General features: G+C 69.7%; 19 protein-coding genes. 11 read left to right on the plus strand and 8 right to left on the minus strand.

Annotated elements, in window-relative coordinates; genetic code table 11:
• Nucleotides 1-49: 49 nt before the first annotated feature.
• Complete coding sequence (locus NRB56_RS07790; protein ID WP_153339859.1) at nt 50-724, minus strand: hypothetical protein; 675 nt, start codon at nt 722-724, stop codon at nt 50-52.
• 144 nt (nt 725-868) lie between these two features.
• On the opposite strand from NRB56_RS07790, the gene NRB56_RS07795 reads away from it, so the two are divergent.
• The 6 genes from NRB56_RS07795 to NRB56_RS40050 all read left to right on the plus strand — a co-directional run bounded on the left by NRB56_RS07795 (nt 869) and on the right by NRB56_RS40050 (nt 7,763).
• Nucleotides 869-2,101, plus strand: coding sequence for a PucR family transcriptional regulator (locus tag NRB56_RS07795; RefSeq protein ID WP_153339861.1), 1,233 nt, complete (start codon nt 869-871; stop codon nt 2,099-2,101).
• Nucleotides 2,102-2,220: 119 nt separating this feature from the next.
• Nucleotides 2,221-2,574, plus strand: coding sequence for a hypothetical protein (locus tag NRB56_RS38260; protein ID WP_319942703.1), 354 nt, complete (start codon nt 2,221-2,223; stop codon nt 2,572-2,574).
• Nucleotides 2,564-3,400 (plus strand): hypothetical protein, encoded by an 837-nt coding sequence (locus NRB56_RS07805; protein ID WP_153339863.1) that lies wholly within the window; start codon nt 2,564-2,566, stop codon nt 3,398-3,400. The genes NRB56_RS38260 and NRB56_RS07805 overlap by 11 nt, the downstream gene beginning before the upstream one ends.
• A gap of 23 nt (nt 3,401-3,423) precedes the next feature.
• The gene (locus tag NRB56_RS07810) at nt 3,424-4,104 is read left to right on the plus strand and encodes a response regulator (protein WP_153339865.1); all 681 of its coding nucleotides are present in this window, start codon (nt 3,424-3,426) and stop codon (nt 4,102-4,104) included.
• 342 nt (nt 4,105-4,446) lie between these two features.
• Nucleotides 4,447-5,652 (plus strand): hypothetical protein, encoded by a 1,206-nt coding sequence (locus NRB56_RS07815; RefSeq protein ID WP_153339867.1) that lies wholly within the window; start codon nt 4,447-4,449, stop codon nt 5,650-5,652.
• Complete coding sequence (locus tag NRB56_RS40050; protein WP_153339869.1) at nt 5,649-7,763, plus strand: tetratricopeptide repeat protein; 2,115 nt, start codon at nt 5,649-5,651, stop codon at nt 7,761-7,763. Before NRB56_RS07815 ends, NRB56_RS40050 begins: the two co-directional genes overlap by 4 nt.
• 25 nt (nt 7,764-7,788) lie before the next feature.
• Here NRB56_RS40050 and NRB56_RS07825 read toward each other — a convergent pair whose 3' ends face one another.
• Together NRB56_RS07825 and NRB56_RS07830 are read right to left on the minus strand one after the other, a co-directional pair.
• The gene (locus NRB56_RS07825) at nt 7,789-8,784 is read right to left on the minus strand and encodes an ABC transporter substrate-binding protein (RefSeq protein ID WP_319942704.1); all 996 of its coding nucleotides are present in this window, start codon (nt 8,782-8,784) and stop codon (nt 7,789-7,791) included.
• Between the two features lie 39 nt (nt 8,785-8,823).
• A complete protein-coding gene (locus NRB56_RS07830) occupies nt 8,824-9,816 on the minus strand; it encodes a substrate-binding domain-containing protein (RefSeq protein ID WP_153339870.1) in 993 nt (330 codons plus the stop codon).
• Between the two features lie 96 nt (nt 9,817-9,912).
• Between NRB56_RS07830 and NRB56_RS07835 the strand changes: the two genes are divergently transcribed.
• Together NRB56_RS07835 and NRB56_RS07840 are read left to right on the plus strand one after the other, a co-directional pair.
• The gene (locus NRB56_RS07835; RefSeq protein WP_153339872.1) at nt 9,913-10,548 is read left to right on the plus strand and encodes a TetR/AcrR family transcriptional regulator; all 636 of its coding nucleotides are present in this window, start codon (nt 9,913-9,915) and stop codon (nt 10,546-10,548) included.
• A gap of 107 nt (nt 10,549-10,655) precedes the next feature.
• Nucleotides 10,656-11,231 (plus strand): TspO/MBR family protein, encoded by a 576-nt coding sequence (locus NRB56_RS07840; RefSeq protein WP_406603448.1) that lies wholly within the window; start codon nt 10,656-10,658, stop codon nt 11,229-11,231.
• Nucleotides 11,232-11,374: 143 nt separating this feature from the next.
• Here NRB56_RS07840 and NRB56_RS07845 read toward each other — a convergent pair whose 3' ends face one another.
• The gene (locus NRB56_RS07845) at nt 11,375-11,959 is read right to left on the minus strand and encodes a TetR/AcrR family transcriptional regulator (RefSeq protein WP_153339874.1); all 585 of its coding nucleotides are present in this window, start codon (nt 11,957-11,959) and stop codon (nt 11,375-11,377) included.
• A 102-nt stretch (nt 11,960-12,061) separates the two neighbouring features.
• On the opposite strand from NRB56_RS07845, the gene NRB56_RS07850 reads away from it, so the two are divergent.
• Entirely contained in the window at nt 12,062-13,033 is a 972-nt protein-coding gene (locus NRB56_RS07850; protein WP_153339876.1) for a TIGR03620 family F420-dependent LLM class oxidoreductase, read from the plus strand.
• 149 nt (nt 13,034-13,182) lie between these two features.
• Nucleotides 13,183-13,713 carry a carboxymuconolactone decarboxylase family protein gene (locus NRB56_RS07855; protein WP_153339878.1) on the plus strand — a complete coding sequence of 177 codons (531 nt, stop codon included), beginning with the start codon at nt 13,183-13,185 and terminating at the stop codon, nt 13,711-13,713.
• Between the two features lie 133 nt (nt 13,714-13,846).
• Here the strand turns inward: NRB56_RS07855 and NRB56_RS07860 are convergent, their stop codons facing one another.
• From NRB56_RS07860 to NRB56_RS07875, 4 genes are all read right to left on the minus strand, one after another.
• A complete protein-coding gene (locus tag NRB56_RS07860) occupies nt 13,847-14,458 on the minus strand; it encodes a TetR/AcrR family transcriptional regulator (RefSeq protein WP_319942705.1) in 612 nt (203 codons plus the stop codon).
• An 89-nt stretch (nt 14,459-14,547) separates the two neighbouring features.
• A complete protein-coding gene (locus NRB56_RS07865) occupies nt 14,548-15,780 on the minus strand; it encodes a cytochrome P450 (protein WP_153339880.1) in 1,233 nt (410 codons plus the stop codon).
• Nucleotides 15,777-16,016 carry a ferredoxin gene (locus NRB56_RS07870; RefSeq protein ID WP_153339882.1) on the minus strand — a complete coding sequence of 80 codons (240 nt, stop codon included), beginning with the start codon at nt 16,014-16,016 and terminating at the stop codon, nt 15,777-15,779. The genes NRB56_RS07865 and NRB56_RS07870 overlap by 4 nt, the downstream gene beginning before the upstream one ends.
• 1 nt (nt 16,017) lies before the next feature.
• A complete protein-coding gene (locus NRB56_RS07875; protein WP_153339885.1) occupies nt 16,018-16,884 on the minus strand; it encodes an SDR family NAD(P)-dependent oxidoreductase in 867 nt (288 codons plus the stop codon).
• Between the two features lie 264 nt (nt 16,885-17,148).
• Here NRB56_RS07875 and NRB56_RS07880 point away from each other — a divergent pair, with 264 nt between their 5' ends.
• Nucleotides 17,149-17,913, plus strand: coding sequence for a crotonase/enoyl-CoA hydratase family protein (locus NRB56_RS07880; protein ID WP_153339887.1), 765 nt, complete (start codon nt 17,149-17,151; stop codon nt 17,911-17,913).
• The last annotated feature ends 45 nt before the right edge of the window (nt 17,914-17,958 follow it).

Raw genomic sequence — 17,958 nt, forward strand, 5'->3', positions numbered from 1 at the left:
GGGAATGTTGTGGCCGTTACCAATCGGGCGCGGTGTTCGTTCCGCGGAGTCATGCCGCCGCGAGGTGCAGGGGTGCCGGGTTGTCCGGGCCGACCGTCAGCCATACCGTCGGGTCGGGGCGTGCCGCGCCGGTGTGGGAGGACTGCCGGGCCGCTTCGTGGGCCTCGGCGGCGAAGACGGCGGTGAACGCGGCCATGGCGTCGGTGGTGCCCCTCGAGACCAGGTAGACGGTGTTCGGGCCGGAGCGCATGAATCGGTCGAGGTCGAAGGATTCGGCCGGTGGGGCGTCGACCGCGGCCGATCGGCTCGGGACGGTCAGGGGTTCGAACAGGCGGGCGGCGGCCTCGAAGGCCTCGTCGTCGGTGCCGGCGGCGGCGAGCAGCAAGGACAGTTCCCGCGCCCAGGCGGGGAAGACGAGTTCCAGGATCGCTACGGGTGTCCGGTTCGTGCGGTTCTCGATCCAGTCGCGCACCTGCGCGACGGTGCAGTCCGCGCGGGCCGCCGCGTGCAGGCAGCAGCGCAGGACGGCGGCGACCGTCGCGCGGACGCGGTCCGCCTCGTCGCTGTCGTCGAGCGTGATCCGCTCGGCCAGCGCGGCGGCGCGCCGGGCCGCGGTGATCGGGTTCTTGCAGCCGGTCAGGATCGACCAGCGCACCGGCTGCGGCCAGTCGCTGAGGCCTTCCGGGTCGAATACGGCCATCTGCTCTGTTCTCGGCTGCTGCATCCCGTTCACCTCCGTTGGTGACCTACCGAATTTGTCTCGTCGAACATTTCGTTACTCCATTGTCGGTCCGTCCGGGGCGATAATTCTCGTGCTGTCGGTCAGATATCCGTTCCGTATTTGTTCCGGGGAACAAAAGGGGGCTCGATGGACGCCACGACCTGGCTGGACGACTACGCGCGCCGGATGCGGCGGCCCGAGCGGCTCGAGGATCTGGTGCGGATGGCCGACGACCGGATTCTCGCGGCCGTGCCGGAGCTGAGCGCCGACGAGACCTTCCGGCACGACCTGCACGCCAGTACCCGGGCCCATTGGCGGGGGCTGTTCGCCGGGCTGTCCCGCGAACCGTTCGAGCCACGGCCTCCGGCGGAGGCGATCGACCTGGCCCGCACCATCGCCGGTCGCGGCCTCGACCTCGCCGTGCTGCTGGCCTCCTATCGGGTGGGGCAGCGGGCGGTGTGGCAGCACATCACCGCCTACCTGGACGAACGCATCGATGACGTGGCGCTGCGGTCCGCGGTGCTGGTGCGATTCTGGGATCGGACCAGCCTGTGGCTGGACACCACCGTCGAAGCCCTGGTCGGCACGTACACCCGCGAACGCGAACAATTGCAGCGCGGATTCCTGGCGATACGGCTGGAGACCGTCCACGACATCCTCGACGGTGTGGCCGTGGACGTCGACGCGGCGTCGAACACGCTCGGGTACCCGCTGCACCACCAGCACACGGCCTGGGTGCTCTGGGCCGACGACGACCTGCCCGCCGCCGACGTACAGCGGGCCCTCGAGCACACCGCCGCCGCGGTGGCGGCCGGGATCGGCGCGGGTGGCCGGCTGACCGTTCCCAGCGGGGCCCGGACCCTGTGGTGCTGGTCGTCCACTCCGGGTCGCGCCGCCGCGGTGATCCCGGACGCGCTGTCGCACGCCCGGGTGCACGCGGCGACCGGTACGCCCGCACCCGGCGTGGCCGGTTTCCGTCGCAGTCATCGGGAGGCGCTCGCCGCGCAGACCGTCGCGGCGGCCGTACCGCGCCCGGTCACCGCCTATCGCGATGTCGAATTGGCTTGCCTGGCAACCGGTCTCGGTGGAAGCCCGGCGGCGCGGGAACTGATCCGCCGGGAACTGGGCCCGCTCGCCGCCGACGACGAGCCGACGGTGCTGCTGCGCGGGACGCTGCTGCGGTACCTGACCCTCGGCGGCGACGCGCGGCGCGCGGGTGAGCGACTGTCGGTGCACCCCAATACCGTTCGTTACCGGGTACGCCGCGCCGAGGAACTGCTCGGGCGTCCGGTGGCGGATCGCCGGGCGTACATCGAACTGGCCCTGCACATCCTGGACGCCTACGGCAGCGTCGCCGCGATCCCCGACCGGCCGGGCTGACGCCTGCCCGGACGCCGGCTCAGCTTTCGGCCGGGACGGTGGCCAGGGCCGTGCGGGCCGATTCCCTGGCCCGCGCCCCAGATGTCGCGCCATGCCTTGGCCTCCGTGCCGGTTTCGTAGTGGACCGGGCGATCGCGTCGGCGGGAGAGTCGCCGGCGGCGCGTTGCCGCGCGGCCGTCCACGCCGGGGCGCTGTTCCACGCGTTCCGGCGCGACGACGCGCTGGTGGGGGCGACCGAGATCCGCAGCCTCGATCCCGAACGCGGGCCACGGGTGATCCGGTGCCGCGACGAACAGGAACGGGTTTTCCGCGAATTGGTCACGGCGGGAGTGCTTTCCGGCCCGTTCGAGGTGGACGACGTGGAGGTCGCGAGGTGCGGGCCGTCTCCTGAGCGCGGCGTGGTCGTGATCGCTGCCCCGCTGGAGGGCGGTCCCGTCACCGGGAAGGTGGGACGATTCGTCGGTGCCCCGTGATTTCGCTGTCGCGTTCAATCATGTCCTTCGGAACCTGGACGAACTCTCCGGTGAACTGGCACAAGCGGTGTCGCTGCGCATCCGGGAGACGAGTGGCGAAATTCGGGATGTGGCGACAGCCGCTGTCCACCGGGATATACATGGGGGAGAGCGGATCTCGGGCATCGATGTGGACACCGGGCGGCGCGTGTCGGTCGGCGGCCGTAGCGTTCTCAGCGTTCCGCTGAAGGACGACCGGGGGCGGCTCATCGGTGTGCAGTATCCGCGAGAGCCGATGGAGATCACCCGGATGGCTCGGTGGGTGAGTGTGCGGAACAGAACCGTCGACCACGAATATTACGTCCTCAGGCCGAAACCCGATCCGACCGGGTTTTCGCCGATGCGGACGTACGACGATCCCCGGCCCGCGCCGTGGACCGACCCGGTCCTGGTCCAGGGGCACGGTGACGGGCAGTACTTCAATGTGCTCGTGGGCTCCGGTGGCGCGGCGAATCGCGGCTGGCGGGTCCTGCGCTTGGACGCCGGCGAATACGCTCGTGTCGTGGGCTCCGACAATGTATTCCTCCGGGCGGCCGAGGCGGCGCGGTCGGGGGACGCGCTGTTGCTGCATTGCGCCACGGCATCGGGACCCGCGGCACGGACGGTCGCCGAGCACCTGCACACCGAGGTCGGCATCGGACTGCGGGTGCACGGATTCACCGGTAAGACATGGGATTCGATGTACGCGGACGAATCGGGCGGCAGTTCGTGGTTCGGGGTCGACGAGGTGCGCGACGGCGCCGGGAACGTCGTCGCACCCGTCGAGAGCTATCCGCCCCACGGCTGAGCCGGATCGGTGACACTGCCGATATGAGTATCACCGTGGTCGTCGCCGACGATCAGCCGCTGGTGCGGGCCGGGATCGTCCTGTTGCTGGGGGTGGAGACCGATATCGAGGTCGTCGGGGAGGCTTCCGACGGACGTGAGGTGCTGGAGTTGGTGGCGGTGCACCGGCCGGACGTCGTGCTCATGGATCTCCGGATGCCGGAGATGGACGGTATCGAGGCGACCGCGGCGCTGACCGCGGATTCCGCCCGGGATCCGGATCGGCTGACGAAAGTGTTGGTGCTGACCACTTTCCGGGACGACGACGCGGTGTACGGCGCGTTGCGCAGCGGGGCGAGCGGGTTTCTGCTCAAACATGCCGCGCCGGGGGATCTGGCCGCCGCGGTCCGGCGGGTCGCGGCGGGGGAGGCGTGGATCGATCCGGCGGTGGCGGGGCGGGTGATCGCCGCGCTGGCGGGGTCCGGGCGGGTCGGCCCGCACTCGTCGGAGTTGATCGATCGGCTCACGCCGCGGGAGCGCGAGGTTCTCGTGCTGATGGCGGAAGGGTTGTCCAACAACGAGATCCGGGAACGGCTGGTGCTGAGCGAGGCCACCGTGAAGACCCATGTTGCGCGGGTGATCATGAAGACCGGGTCGCGTGATCGCACGCAGGCGGTGGTGCTGGCCTACCGGAGCGGTCTGGTGCTGCCGGGATCGGACGGCTGACGAGCGCTACCACCCCGGGGGGACGGCGATGTCCGCCTGTGGTGGTACGCCGGGATACCGCGGTGGGCCGACGATTTCGCGCGGCCGCTGCCGCATTCTCGAATCGTCCACCGGTGCCGGGCCATTCGGGTCCGGCCCCTTCGATCGAGAGGGACATCCCATGAAGAAGATCCTGGTCCGCAAGCCCGGCACCGTGCGCCTGACCTCGGCGGCGTACTGCTACTGCAACTGCAGCTGCAAGATCACCGAGGATGCGATGCAGTAGACCCGATCCCAGCGACGGGCGGGCGGGGCCGGCACCGCGGTGTTCCGGCCTCGCGCACCCGGATTCGAGGTCATGCCATGACAATTCGACACGATCACGCGCGGCTGGACTTCCATCGGCTGCGCTTCCTGGCCGAGGGGGACGAGGTCGTCGTCGGGCGGGTCGACACCGGTTCCTACGCGATCCTGCCCGCCGACGGTGCGGCGCTGCTGCGCGAACTCGTCGCGGGCCGTTCGCCCGCCGCGGCCGCCCGGTGGTACGCGCGGACCTTCGGCGAGCCGGTCGATATCGACGAATTCCTCGACACGGTAAGCGAATTGGGCTTCCTGTACGAGGGCTCCGGGCCGGCGCCGGAACAGCGGCCGGTGCGGTGGCAGCGGGCCGGGCGGGCGTTGTTCAGCGCACCGGCCTGGATCTGTTACGCCGCACTGTTCGCGGCGGCGATCGGTGCGCTGTGCGCCGATCCGCGGTTGCTGCCCACCCGCCACCACGTGATCTTCACCCACTATCTGCTGGTCGTGGAGGTCGTACTCTTCTTCGGTCAGCTGCCACTCACGTTGCTGCACGAGGCATTCCACGTGCTGGCCGGGCGGCGGCTCGGGCTGCCCACCCGGCTGACCATCGGCCGGCGGTTCTACATGGTGGTCTTCGAGACCGCCATCGACGGGCTGGTGGTGGTGCCGAAGCGGCAGCGATATCTGCCGATGCTGGCTGGGATGCTCGCCGATCTGCTCGGGATCGCGGTGCTGACCGTCGTCGCCTACGCGACCCGCTCGCCCGGCGGGGAACCGATCCTGATCGGCCGGGTGTGCCTGGCGCTCGCCTTCACCTCGGTGGCCCGGTTCGCCTGGCAGTTCTACTTCTTCCTGCGTACCGACATCTACCACCTGGTCGCGAACCTCCTGGGCTGCGTCGACCTGCACACCGTCAGCGGGCAGTTGCTGCGCAACCGGTTCCACCGGCTGCTGGGCCGGCCGGACCGGCTGGTCGACGAGAGCCGCTGGCATCCGCGTGATCGCCGCGTCGCGCGGTTCTACGCGCCGCTGCACGCCCTCGGATACACCTTCGCCACAGTCATGTTCGTGGTGGTGATGATCCCGCTGTCCTGGCGGTTCATCAGCGGCGCGGTGCACACGCTGTGCTCGCCGACGGCGCCGCTCGCCTCCGTCGCGGACGCGGCGGTCCTGCTCACTCTCAATCTCGGCCAGGTCGCGGCGGCGCTGGTCATCGCAATTCGTGATCGCCGGCGGGGGCCGGCGGCCGACCGGAAGGAAATATCGTGACCACCCGGACCTGGAGCACCGCCGGATCGGCCGTGCCGTGTACCGTCCTCGCCTCCGCCGACGCCGATCATCGGCTGCGCGGCCCCTATTCGGCCGGCGGGGCGATCCTGCGCCGGCTCGCGCCGGATCTGCTCGCCCGGCACCCGGACCTGGTGGCGCGGCACGACATCGAACTGATCGCGGTGGCCCCCGAACTGGCCGACCGGATCGCTTGTGCCCGAGCCACTCTGATGGCCTCCGCCGCGCCCGAGGAACGGACCCGGTACTACCCGGCGGTGTACACCGCGCGGCTCGCGCACGGGATCACCGACCTGCTGCTCGAATACTGCCGCGAACTCGGCGCACCCCAGCGGCTGGTGATCCGGCATGTGGAGCTGGCCGACCCGACCGACGCCGAGCTGTTCGCCGTGCTGGTCCGCCGCGCCGACCCGGCGTACCTGGTTCTCGACATCAGCGCCGACGGGCCGGTGCCCGCGCGGCTGGCCGGCGCCCTCGCCCGATACGCCACCGAATGCGCCCCGAGCCCCGACATCGCCGGGCACGACGGCCTCCCCGATCTGACCGGCCTGGGCCTGTCCGGCGCGGCCGCCGACCCCGCGGTCTACAACGGGCTCGGCGATGCCGAACGGGCGCGATGGCACGATCGCTGGGCCGCCGAACTGGAACAACGCGGGGAACTCTCGCTGACCCTCGGCATCGTCCCGCTGCTGCTCGAGCGCGGCACCGATCCGTCCGGTGCGGGCGCGGTGGCCGTCGAACGCGCGCTGGCGCACTGCACGATGCAGGGCTTCTACGAGGCCACCGTCCGATTCGGCCGCCGCGCCCTCGAATTGCTGAACTGGCGAACCGATCCCGAACGCAGCTGGCTGGTCACCATCCGGATGTGCACGGCACTGTCCGCGCTGAACCGCCCGGCCGAGGCCGAGGAGCTCTACGATCGGGCGTGCGCGAACACCACATTGCCGGGTGTGCATCTCCAATCGGCGTACGGGCGCGCGATGCTCTACACCCGCTTCTACGCCGACCGCCGCGACCACGATCGGGCCCGCACCTGGATCAACACCGCGATCGCGTTCGCCTCGCTGAGCACCGAGAAGCAGCGCCGCGCCTACAACCTCTCGTTCCAGGAGAACGGCAAGGCCCTCATCGAGATGCACACGGGCAACCCGGCCGAGGCGTTGCGGCTGATCGATGCGGGGCTCGCCCGGATGACCGCCGAGGTCGACTCGGGCCGATTCGACCCGCACCGTTCGGTACTCGCCTACAACCGCGCGCAACTGCTCGCGCGCATCGGGGACCCGCGCGAGGCCCTGGCCGCCTACGCCATCGTGATCGCCATGGACCCCAACCACTCCGAGTACTACGGCGAGCGAGCGGCCGTCCACCGCAAGCTCGGCGACACCGAGCACGCGCTCGCCGACTACGCGCACGCCATCGCGGCGAGCCCGCCGTACCCGGAGGTGCACTTCAACCGCGGTGACCTGCTGATGGAACTGGGCGATCACGCCGGGGCGCTGGCCGATCTCGATCGCGCGCTCGAACTCGACGACGGCCTGGTCGACGCGTACGTCAACCGGGCGAGCTGCCGGCTGGAACTCGGTGATGTCGAGGCGGCCGCCGATGATGTCGCCGCCGGACTGTCGCTGGACCCCGACCAGGCCGAACTGCACTGCCTGCTCGGCCTGATCGAGCAGGCCCGGGGGCACCGCGAGGAGGCGGCCCGCGCCTTCGACCGGGCGGTGCGGCTGAACCCGGCCCTGGTCGCCGGCTGGGCGAACGCCGGCGTGCTGGCGCACGAGTACGGTGACGCCGACGCCGCGATCGGCTACCTCGATCGTGCGCTGGAACTCGACGACGACCCGATAGTCCGGGCCAACCGGGGCATCGCGCACAGCGGCCGCGGTGATCACGCCGCGGCGGTCGCCGACTTCACGGCCGCGATGGCGGCGGATCCGGACAGCCACGCCGAACTGCGCTATCGCCGCGGCACGGCGCATCTGGCCGCCGACGACCGCCCCGCCGGGGTCGCGGACCTGACCGCCTGCCTGGCGGCCGGGGACCCGGAGTTCGCCGCACTCGCGCGCACCGAACTCGACCGGATCGGCGAGTAGGGGCGGACCACACCGCCCCGCCCGATCACGTGCCCCGCAGTTCTTCGACGAACAGTTCGTCGATGGTGGGTGGGGCGGAGGTGAGCCCTTGTTCGCAGGAGTAACGCACGAAGGTCTCCAGGACCCTGCGGTTGGCATCGATCCCGTAGGGGAACCAGTCCTCCGGGAACAGCGCGTGATTCTCCTCGAAGAGCTGGTACATCCACGGCACCATCGTGGTGACCTGGAACAGTTTTCGCGTGTGCCGATAGCGGTCGGCGGCAATGTCCTTGGCGGAGACGAAACTTCGGTAGAGCCGCTGGGCCAGGCCGGGACGGGTCCGGAACAGCTCGCGGCGTGCGACGACCGTGTGCATGATGGGGAAGATGCCGGTGCGGCGGTACCAATCGCGTTCGCGGGCTTCGTGATCCGGAAACAGCGGGGCGATGTTCGGTGACCCGGCGAGGTAGGTCGTGGGTGCGTTGGAGGCGAAGAGCGCGTCGATTTCGCCGCGGTCGAGCATGTCGGCGAGCGTGCGTCCCGGTGGGGCGAAGCCGACCTCGACATTGTCGGGGCGCGGGTGTGTGGTGAATTCGAACGGCGCGGACATCGGTGTGTCGAGTCCGCCGACGACCCAGCGGTTGCGCTCCGGCGCGAAGCCGTGGTCGTCGGCCAGGATGCCTTTCGCCCAGATGCCGGAATCCTGTCCGTACATGCCGAATTCGCCGATCGTGCGCCCGACGAGGTCCGCCGGGCCGGCGATCCCCCTGGACGTGTTGACGAAGACGCTGGAATGGCGGAACACGCGCGCGGGGAACACCGGAACGGCGACGAGATCGGCGCCGGCGTCCCGTGCGCGCAGGTAGTGGGTGAGGCCGAACTCGGCGACGTCGAACCGGCCGGACGCCAGGCCCGCGAAGATCTCCGGGATGGTGGGGCTGTGCAGGGTGACGTCGAGGCCGGGGAACGTGACGGATCCGTCGAACAGTGCTCTCGTGTTGTCGTAGCGGGTGATCGCGATGTCGATGTGCGCAGTGGTCACAGCTGACTCCTCGGTTCGGTGTGGGTGGCGCCGTGTCGCTCAGGTGTCGAGGAGTGCGGGGACGAAGATGTCCTCGCTGGTGAGCCGGCGCTTCGAGAGGCCCTGTTCGTGGTGGTAGCGCAGGAACGTGTCGATCGCCGTGCGGTTCGCGGCGAGGCCGTAGGGCCACCAGTCCTCGCCCAGCAGTGCCCGGTTCTCTTCGAAATGTCCGCTGAACCAGGGGGTTACGACGCTCATGTGTTGTTTCGCCGCACCGTCGCGATAGGTGCGCTGGGCGATCTCCTTGGCCTCGTGGAACGCTCGGTAGATCGACGTCACAAGGTCTGTCCGCGATGCGGTTTCGCGCGGGACCGCGACGATGTGCATCTGCGGGAAGATCCCGGTACGCCGGTAGTAGTCGCGTTCCACGGTCTCGTAGTCGGGGAACAACCGGGCGATCTTCGTCGAGCCGTTCAGCAGGGCCCGGGGGACGTCCACCGAGACGAGGGCGTCGATCTCGCCGGATTCGAGCATGGCGGAAAGGGTTTCGCCGTCGGCGGCGTGCCGGACGTCCACTCCCTCCGGCACCGGCTGCGGGATCCAGTCGAACGGGGGGATGGGGTGGTCGGTGCCGCCGATCACCCAGCGGCACTTGTCGGGGGTGAGGCCGTACTCGTCGGCCAGGATGCCCTTCATCCATACGCCCGGATCGTGCCCGTACAGCGCGAATTCGCCGATTGTCCGGCCCGCGAGGTCGCGCGGACTCTCGATTCCCGCCGCCGTGTTCACGAAGACGGCCGAGTGCCGGAAGTTGCGGTTCGGGAAGATCGGCAGCGCGAGGAAGGGCGAGTCCGGGAGATCGAAGGTGCGCAGGAAGTAGGTCAGGCCGAATTCGGAGACGTCGTAACGCCTTTCGACGGTGCGCTGGAAGATGTTGGACACCAGGGCGTCCGTCTCGAAGGTCGCGTCGGCCCCCTCGATCGTGACGCGTCCGTCGAACAGCGCCGCGGTGTGCTCGTAGATGTACGTGGCTACCCGTAGTTTCGCGTTCATCGCGATCCTCCCTTCCGTGAATGACCTTTCACTTTTAAGCTAGGACCGCACGCCTTGCTCGTCAAGGTGAATGGTCATTCACGGTGAAGGAGGGTCATGCCGCGCATCACGCCCGAGCGTCGCGAGGCCAAGCGCGCGGAGATCATGGCGGCGGCCCGGCGCTGCTTCTCCCGGGACGGTTTCCACCAGACCTCGATGCCCGATATCGCCACCGAGGCCGGCGTCTCGGCCGGGGCGCCGTATCGCTACTTCGCGAGCAAGGAGGAGATCATCCTCGCCATCGCCGGAGACGCGTTCCGGCTGATCTTCGCGCCGATCGAGCGACTGGCCGCGGGCACCGCCGCCCCCTCGGTCGCCGACCTGGTGGCCGTGTCGCTGGAGGCGCTGAGCGCCGACACCGTCACCGATGCCGCGGGACACGCGGTGCCGGTCGAGGAACTGCTGCGGTGTGCCGTGCAGACCTGGTCGGAGCTGCTCCGCAACGACACCGTGCGCGCCCGCGCCGCCGAGGGCGTCGAGTCCGTCCGCGGCAGTATCGCGGACGCGCTGCGCCGCGGCCGGGCGGCGGGCGTCGTTCCACCCGCGCTGGAACCGGAGCGGGGCGCGCGGGTCGTGCTGGGCCTGCTGCACGGGTTCCTGCTCCAGCGGGTCGCCTTCGACCTGGCCGACCCGGCGGGATTCGCCGACGACGTCCGGATCCTGCTCGACGGTGTGGAAACGACGCCGAACTGAGCCGCGGGTGTGTCGGACCGCCGGTGGCGGGTAGTCGGAAGCTGTCGCGACCCGGCGTCACACGCTGCTCGCCGACGGTCACCGTCCCTACGAGGAGAGGAACATCGATGCTGGTAGCTCTCGTGAGCGGCAGGCTCCGCCGCCGGCTGTCGGATCGGATCGGGTTCCACCCGTCGGCCTGGCTGCTTCCCGCCGGAATGGTCTCCGCCGCGGCGATCGCCGGAGCGGTGGCCTCCGGCAGCTCCTCGCAGTGGTATCGAGGTCTGGACAAGCCCGGCTATCAGCCTCCGCCCCAGGTGTTCCCGCTGGTGTGGACCGCTCTGTACGCCGACATCATCGTCACCACCGCCGCGGCGCTGCAACACGATCCGCCGGCGCGGCGGCGGGGTCTGCGCGCGGCATTGGCGGTGAATATGTTGCTGAACAGCTCGTGGACCTGGGTGTTCTTCCGCGGGCATCGGCTCGGGACGGCCACCGCCGTCGCCGCCGCGCTCACCGTCAGCAGCGCCGACCTCACCGTGCGCACCGCGGCCGGGTCCCGCCGGCGCTGGTGGCTGGCCGCCTACCCCGTGTGGTGCGCCTTCGCCACCGCCCTGTCGGCGGACCTGTGGGAACGCAACCGGTCCGAATCGGCTGCCGCGGAACTTATTTCGGACGAAACGGCCCGGCTCGGCGACGAATGACCCAGGAGCCCGAGGGGTTCGGCCGGTCGGCCGCGGATCAACGTCGCTGCCAGGGAAACGGTGTGCGCCACGGGTACGCCGGATCGGCTCCGGTGCGCTGAATGTGGCTGTGCCATCGCCTTTTCGGCATCGATGGCGAAGGATCAAGTGGGGCGGCGTAATCCGTCGGTCATGACGCGGAGCAGGCGCCGGGCGCGCCCGGGATCCTCGGTGGGGGCGTACTGGGTGGCCCAGGCTATTCCGGCGGCGTGGGTGAACAGGTCCGCCGCGTCGATGTCGTCGCGGACGGTGCCGAGTCGCTGGGCGCGGGTGAGCAGATCGGCGGCGTTGGCGCGCATGGCTTTACACGAGGCGTACAGCGCGGAGTCGTGGTCCCGCAGGGTGGCCAGGACGATTTCGGACAGTCCGCGGAACGTCTGGTTGTAGGCGACGAACTCGGTCAGCCAGTCGAGCAGGGCCGCGTCGGCGTCGGCGGCGTTCGCGAGTTCTTCGGCGTGCGCGGCGAGTTCGCGGTAGCGCTCGGCGAGGACCGCCTCGACCATGGCGTCCCGCGTGGGGAAATGGCGATACATCGTGGCGTTGCCGACCCCGGCCTCGCGGGCGATCGTGTCCAGCGCGGCGCTCGCGCCCTGGGCCGCGAACACCCTCGAGGCGGCCGCGAGGAGTGCCTCACGGTTGCGCCGTGCGTCGGTGCGCCGGGGTCGCGGGTTCGCGTCGGGGGTGGCCATGGTCTCGATTCGACAAGTGGGGAGTATCCCCGGTACTGTACCGCAGCGTAAACGGGGACAATCCCCACTTTTTCGCGAACCGCTGGACCGGAGATCATCGCCATGCACGAGACCGGCCGAACAGAATCCGACGACTTCACCGAAATCCGGCAACGGCTGGGCAGAGTCGGGGTGTGGATCCTCAACGCCACCACCGCCACGACTCCGATCGGCGTGCAGCGCCGGGAGGTCGCCCGCATCGAGCAGCTGGGCTACGGCTCGGTCTGGACCGGCGAGTCCTACGGGCGGGACATCTTCGTCCTACTGGGCACCTGGTTGGCCGCGACCGAGCGGATCGTGGTCGGATCCGGCATCGCCAACCTGTGGGACCGGCCGGGATCCACCATGCGCGCCGGCGCGGACGCGCTCGCCGACGCCTACCCGGGCCGGTTCGTCCTCGGCATCGGCCACGGATACGTCACCCGTCCGACGGTGGGCGGGCGCGACTTCACCCGCCCGCTCGCGCGCAGCCGGGAATACCTCGACGAGATGGATTCCGCGGCGGCCGAGCGCGGCGACGGGGGCGCGGTCGTGCGGGCCGCGTGGCCCCGGCTCCTCGGCGTCAACGGCCCGCGCATGACGGCGCTGGCGGCCGAACGTGCCGACGGCACACTCCCGTTCGCGGGCCCGGTGGCCGCCACTCGGCAGGCGCGGGAGATTCTCGGTCCCGGAAAACTGCTCATCCCCGAGCAGCATGTCGTGTTCGACACCGACCCCACCCGGGCCCGCGACGCCGCCTTCGCCGCCCGCGCCGCCGGACTGGCCGGGGCCAGGGCCCGCGGCATGGACCCGCTGGATTCTCCCTACAACCGCAATCTGCTCCGACTCGGCTACGGCGAGAACGAGATTCGCGAGACCAGCCGCCGCGTCGTCGACGCCACGATCGCGTACGGCGACGGCGACGCCATCGCCGAGCGCATCCACGAACACCTCGACGCCGGCGCGGACCACGTGCTGCTGTACCTCCAGGGCACATCCGATCTGACCGCGACGGTCGATCGGCTCACCGCCATCGCGGCGACTATGCCGTCGTGACAACCCGACTCCTCGGCGCGCGGGGGGACATCGCGCTGCCGAGGCGCCGACCGGTCGCCGATCCCGCGGTTCGCTGTGCGAGGCTACGGGTTCAGGTTCCGGTCGGTCGCGCGAAGACCGCCGGGCGCCCGAGATCGCGAAGGAGTCCCATGCGCCTGCCCCCACTGCCCGCCGAGGAATGGGACGATCGAACCCGGGAGGCGTTCCGATCGCTGCTACCCCGGGACCGCCGGAATCCCGAGGGCGCCGGGACCGCGATGGCGACCCTGGCCCGGCACCCGGACCTCGCCGCGGCATACCTCGGTCTCGGGGTCCACCTGGGCTTCCGCTCGACCCTGAGCCCGCGGATGCGGGAACTCGTCATCCTCCGTGTCGCCCATCGGCGCCGTAGCACCTATGTCTGGGCCCATCACGCGCACAGCGCCGCGGCGGCGGGGCTGACGGACCCGGAGATCGAGGCGATCCGTGCCGGGCATCTGCCCGACCCCCGGGAACAGGCGCTGATCACCGCCGTCGACGAACTCGACGGAAATTCCGATCTGACCGACCACACCTGGGCAACCCTCGGCGAATTCCTCGACGAACAGCAACGGATGGACCTGATCTTCACCATCGGCTGCTTCATGATGCTCACGGTCGCCTACAACACCTTCGGAGTGGAACCGGAGCCGGACATGTAGGGTCCGGTCGCTGGCCGGCGGCGTTCCGGCCGGTGTTCGGCAAGCGGAGGATTTGGCACATCGGTTGGCGGACGCGGGGTGGCCGCCGGCGCGGCGGTGACGTGCCGGGGACCAATGTCGCTGTCCGGCAGGATCAGCCGGCCGCCGGGAGAAATGCCGGGAGTACGAAGGTCTCCAGGAGTTGGCGGTGGGCCGGGTCGGTGGGGTCCTCGAAATCGAGGCGGCCGACCAGGATCAGCTGGACGAGGGCGAGCCATTCGCAGGCTTGTTCGTTGGTGATTCCCGGGCGCAGTTCGCCGCGTTCGCGGGCTCGGTCGAAAATTGGGCCCCACATTTCCAGGGTGAGGGTGCTGGCCAGGCGGGAGGTGCCGACCACGGTGGTGGCGAGGTCCATGTGTTCGGGGCCGACGATGAGCCGGATCAGCGGGTCCTTGCGGCCGTGGTCGACCATGAACATCAGGCCGTCGATCAGTTGATCGCGGAAACTGTCGCGTTCCAGGACGAATTTCGTGCCCCGCACGAACAGTTTTCGGGAACGCATCCGGATCAATTCGGCGATGAGGGTGTCGCGGTCCCGGAAATATCGGTAGATCGTGGGTCGCGACACCCCCGCCGCCTTGGCGATATCGTCCATGGTCGTCTTGGCGACACCGAAATGGAGGAATGTGGATTGGGCGGCCTCGAGAATCTGGCCGCGGGCCTCTTCCACATCGGTGCTGAGGACGTTGCTGTTGCGACGAGCCACGTTCTTCTCCGCCCTCCACGGGTCCGTTCTTCACGACACCAGCGACGATACCTGTCGGATGTTCTCGTACCTTCGCGGTGTGGCCGCCGTCAGCCCTCCGGGGTGAAGGTGATCGGCAGGCGGGCGCAGCCGCGCACCTGGCTGGCGTGCAGGATCGGCGGATCCGATTCGACCAGTGCGTAATCCGGGATCCGGCGGTGGATCTCCTCGAGCGCGACCCGGAGTTCGATCCGGGCCAGATGCGAGCCGAGGCATCGGTGGGCCCCGGCGCCGAACGAGAGGTGCCGATTCGGCCGGCGATCCAATTGCAGCATGTCGGGCTGTTCGAATTCGGCCTCGTCGCGATTCGCGGAACACAGCAGCAGGATCAGCTGATCGCCCGCCGCGATTGTCACCCCGCCCAATTCGACGTCGCGCGTGGCGCACCGGCCCGGTATCACGGCGGCCTCGATCCGCAGGATCTCCTCGACGGCCGAGGCGATCAGGGCCGGATCCTCGACGAGTTGCCGGCGCTGCTCCGGGTTGTTCGAGAGGTGGATGATGCTCCAGGCCAGCGAACCCTGCACGGTGTGCAGTCCGGCGATCAGCAACAGGAAGAACATCCGCTGGAGTTCTTCGTCGGTGAGCAGCCGGGTGCCGTCGGCGAGTTCCACCTCGGTGTGGATGATCGTGGAGGTGATGTCCGGGCCCGGGGTGGCGCGCCGGGCATCGATCATCCGCTGGAAATAGCCGAGCATCCGGAACGCCGCCTCGCCGCGGGCCCGATTCGATTCCTCCTCGCTCCCACCGGGAATGCCGGTGAGGACGATATCGGTCGCCTCGGTGAACATCGCCGCGTCGGCCCGCGGCCAATCCATCAGGGTGAGGAAGACCCGGGTCGGCAGTTCGTGGGCGAAGGCCGAGATGAATTCCGCCGCACCGCGATCGGCGAACGCGTCGATGAGTTCGTTGATCACGGCGCGGATGTCGTCCTCGAGCGCCTGCATGCGCTGGGGGCCGAACAGCGGTTGCAGCGCTCGCCGGTAGCCGGTGTGTTCCGGCGGATCCAGTTCCAGCGGAAGGAATTTGCCGAATCCGGCGGTGGTGCTCACCAGGTTGTTGGGATAGCTCGAGAACGTTTCCGGATCGCGCAGGACCTCGTGGATCTCCTGGTAGCGGGTCACGATCCAATGTCCGCCGTGGGCGGTGGAGTACACCACCGGGCCCTTGCGCGCGAGTTCCGCGACGCGTTCGGGCACGGTGTCCACGGGGACGGTCAGGGATTGGTCGTAGATGTCGAAATCGACGACCAGATTACCGGGAACCATTGCGGCAGTAGTCATGATGACTGTTCCTCGGAGGGGTGAACGGACGGTTCCGTCAGCGTCAGTGCGCGCTCCGGGCAGACGGTCACGACCGTCTGCCCGGCGGCGAGCCGGTCGGCGGGCAGGGGGTCGGCCAGGACCACAGGGTCACCCTGTTCGTCGGGGCCGAGCAGATCGGGTGCCGTCGCATAGCAGATGCCATGGCCCGCACAGGCTTTCCGATCGACGACGAGGCGGGCGGGACTGCGGCCCATCTCAGAGATCCCCGGGGGAGCCCTTGTCCTCGGGGAACCACATGGCGACTCGCGACAGGGTGCCGCCGTCGGTGGCGGGCAGGCACTGGCCGGAGATGTACTGCGAGTCGTCGGAGACCAGGAACAGTGCGACGCGCGCGTTGTCCAGCAGCGACGGCGGTCGCCGCAACTTCAGCGGGATCGGCGAGATCGACGGATCCCACGGGCCCGCGACCTCCTCGTAGGACTGGCCGACCACCGGCGAGCCCGGCGGCATCAGGAAGTTCGGCGACATGCCGTGGGTGGGGCACAGCGCGTTGACCCGGATGCCGTACCGGCCGAGGTCCAGGCTCAGCCCGCGGACCAGGCCGTTGACGCCGGCCTTGGTCGCCGAGTACATCGCGATGCCGTGATAGGCGACCAGCGACGCGGCCGACGAGGTGGCGAGGATGGTGCCGCCGCCATTGGCCCGCAGCGCGGGGACGGCCGCCTTGGCGGAGTAGAACACGCCGCTGAGGTTGACCCCGAGCACCTGCTGCCAGTCGGCGTCGGTGACGTCCTGGAATTCGATCTGCTCGCCGCCGAGGACCGACGGCACGCCGCCGCGGGACACGATGCCGGCGTTGGCCCACATGATGTCGAGCTTGCCGAACCGCTCCACGGTGGTGGTGACGGCCGCCTGCACCTGCTCCTCGACGCTGACGTCGGCGGTGACGGCCAGCGCGGTGCCGCCGTCCTTCTCGACCAGTTCGACCGTCTGAGCGGCGCGTTCGGCGTCGATGTCGACGACCGCGACCTTGGCGCCCTCGGCGGCGAACAACCGCGAACTCTCGCGGCCGAGGCCGGAACCGGCACCGGTGATGATGGCGACTTTGCCTTCGAGCTTCATGGGCTTGGTACTCCGATTTTCGGGAAACGATGCGACCGATCCGCAGGGGACGGCGCCGGAGAGGGCACGGTGGCCGGGCGAGGACGAGACCGGGCTGCGGTCCGGCCGGGTGTGCCGTGCCTCACAGCGAAGGTAAGTCATATTACGACTGACGTCAATCGTAATTTGTAAAGTGACCACGGCGCGGCACGCCCGCGGGCGGGGGTCGCTAAAACTAACGATAGTAGATAACGTGAAGATGATCCCAGGTGCGAAGGAGCAGCCATGACCGACAGTGTCCGGACCGAGTTCGACGGTGGGGTCGCGGTGATCACCATCGACCGCCCCGAGGCTCGCAACGCCATCGACCGTGCCACCGCCGAGAGGATCGCGGCAGCGGTCGACGAGATCGATGCCCGGTCCGATGTGACCGTCGCGATCCTCACTGGCGCGGGTGGAACGTTCTGTGCGGGAATGGATCTCAAGGCGTTCGTGCGCGGCGAGAACCCGATCGTGCGCGGTCGCGGCTTCGGCGGGCTGACCGAGGCGCCGCCGGCCAAGCCGCTCATCGCGGCCGTCGAGGGCTGGGCGCTGGCCGGTGGATTCGAGCTCGTGCTCAGCGCCGACCTGGTGGTGGCGTCGCGGACGGCGAAGTTCGGTATCCCGGAGGTGAAGCGGGGGTTGGTCGCCGCGGCCGGCGGGCTGCTGCGGCTGCCGAAGACGCTGCCGTACCAGCTGGCGATGGAGATCGCGCTGACCGGCGACGACCTGAGCGCCGAGGTGGCGCACCGGCACGGTGTGATCAATGTGCTCACCGAGCCCGGTGCGGCCCTCGACGGCGCCCGGCAGCTGGCCGCGCGCATCGCGGCGAACGCGCCGCTGGCCGTGCGGGCCACCAAGCGGATCGTCGCGTCGGCCGCCGACTGGGCCGCCGCCGAGGGCTTCCGTGCGCAGCGCGAAGCGGTGAAGGACGTCATGACCTCCGAGGACGCCCGGGAGGGCGCGGTGGCGTTCGCCGAGAAGCGGCCACCGGTCTGGCGAGGTCGCTGAATCCGGCCCGGCCGGCGGCGTGGCATCGCGGCTGCCGGCGGCCGC

This window comes from Nocardia aurantia (genome assembly GCF_009604425.1).
GTDB classification, from domain to species: Bacteria; Actinomycetota; Actinomycetes; order Mycobacteriales; family Mycobacteriaceae; genus Nocardia; species Nocardia aurantia.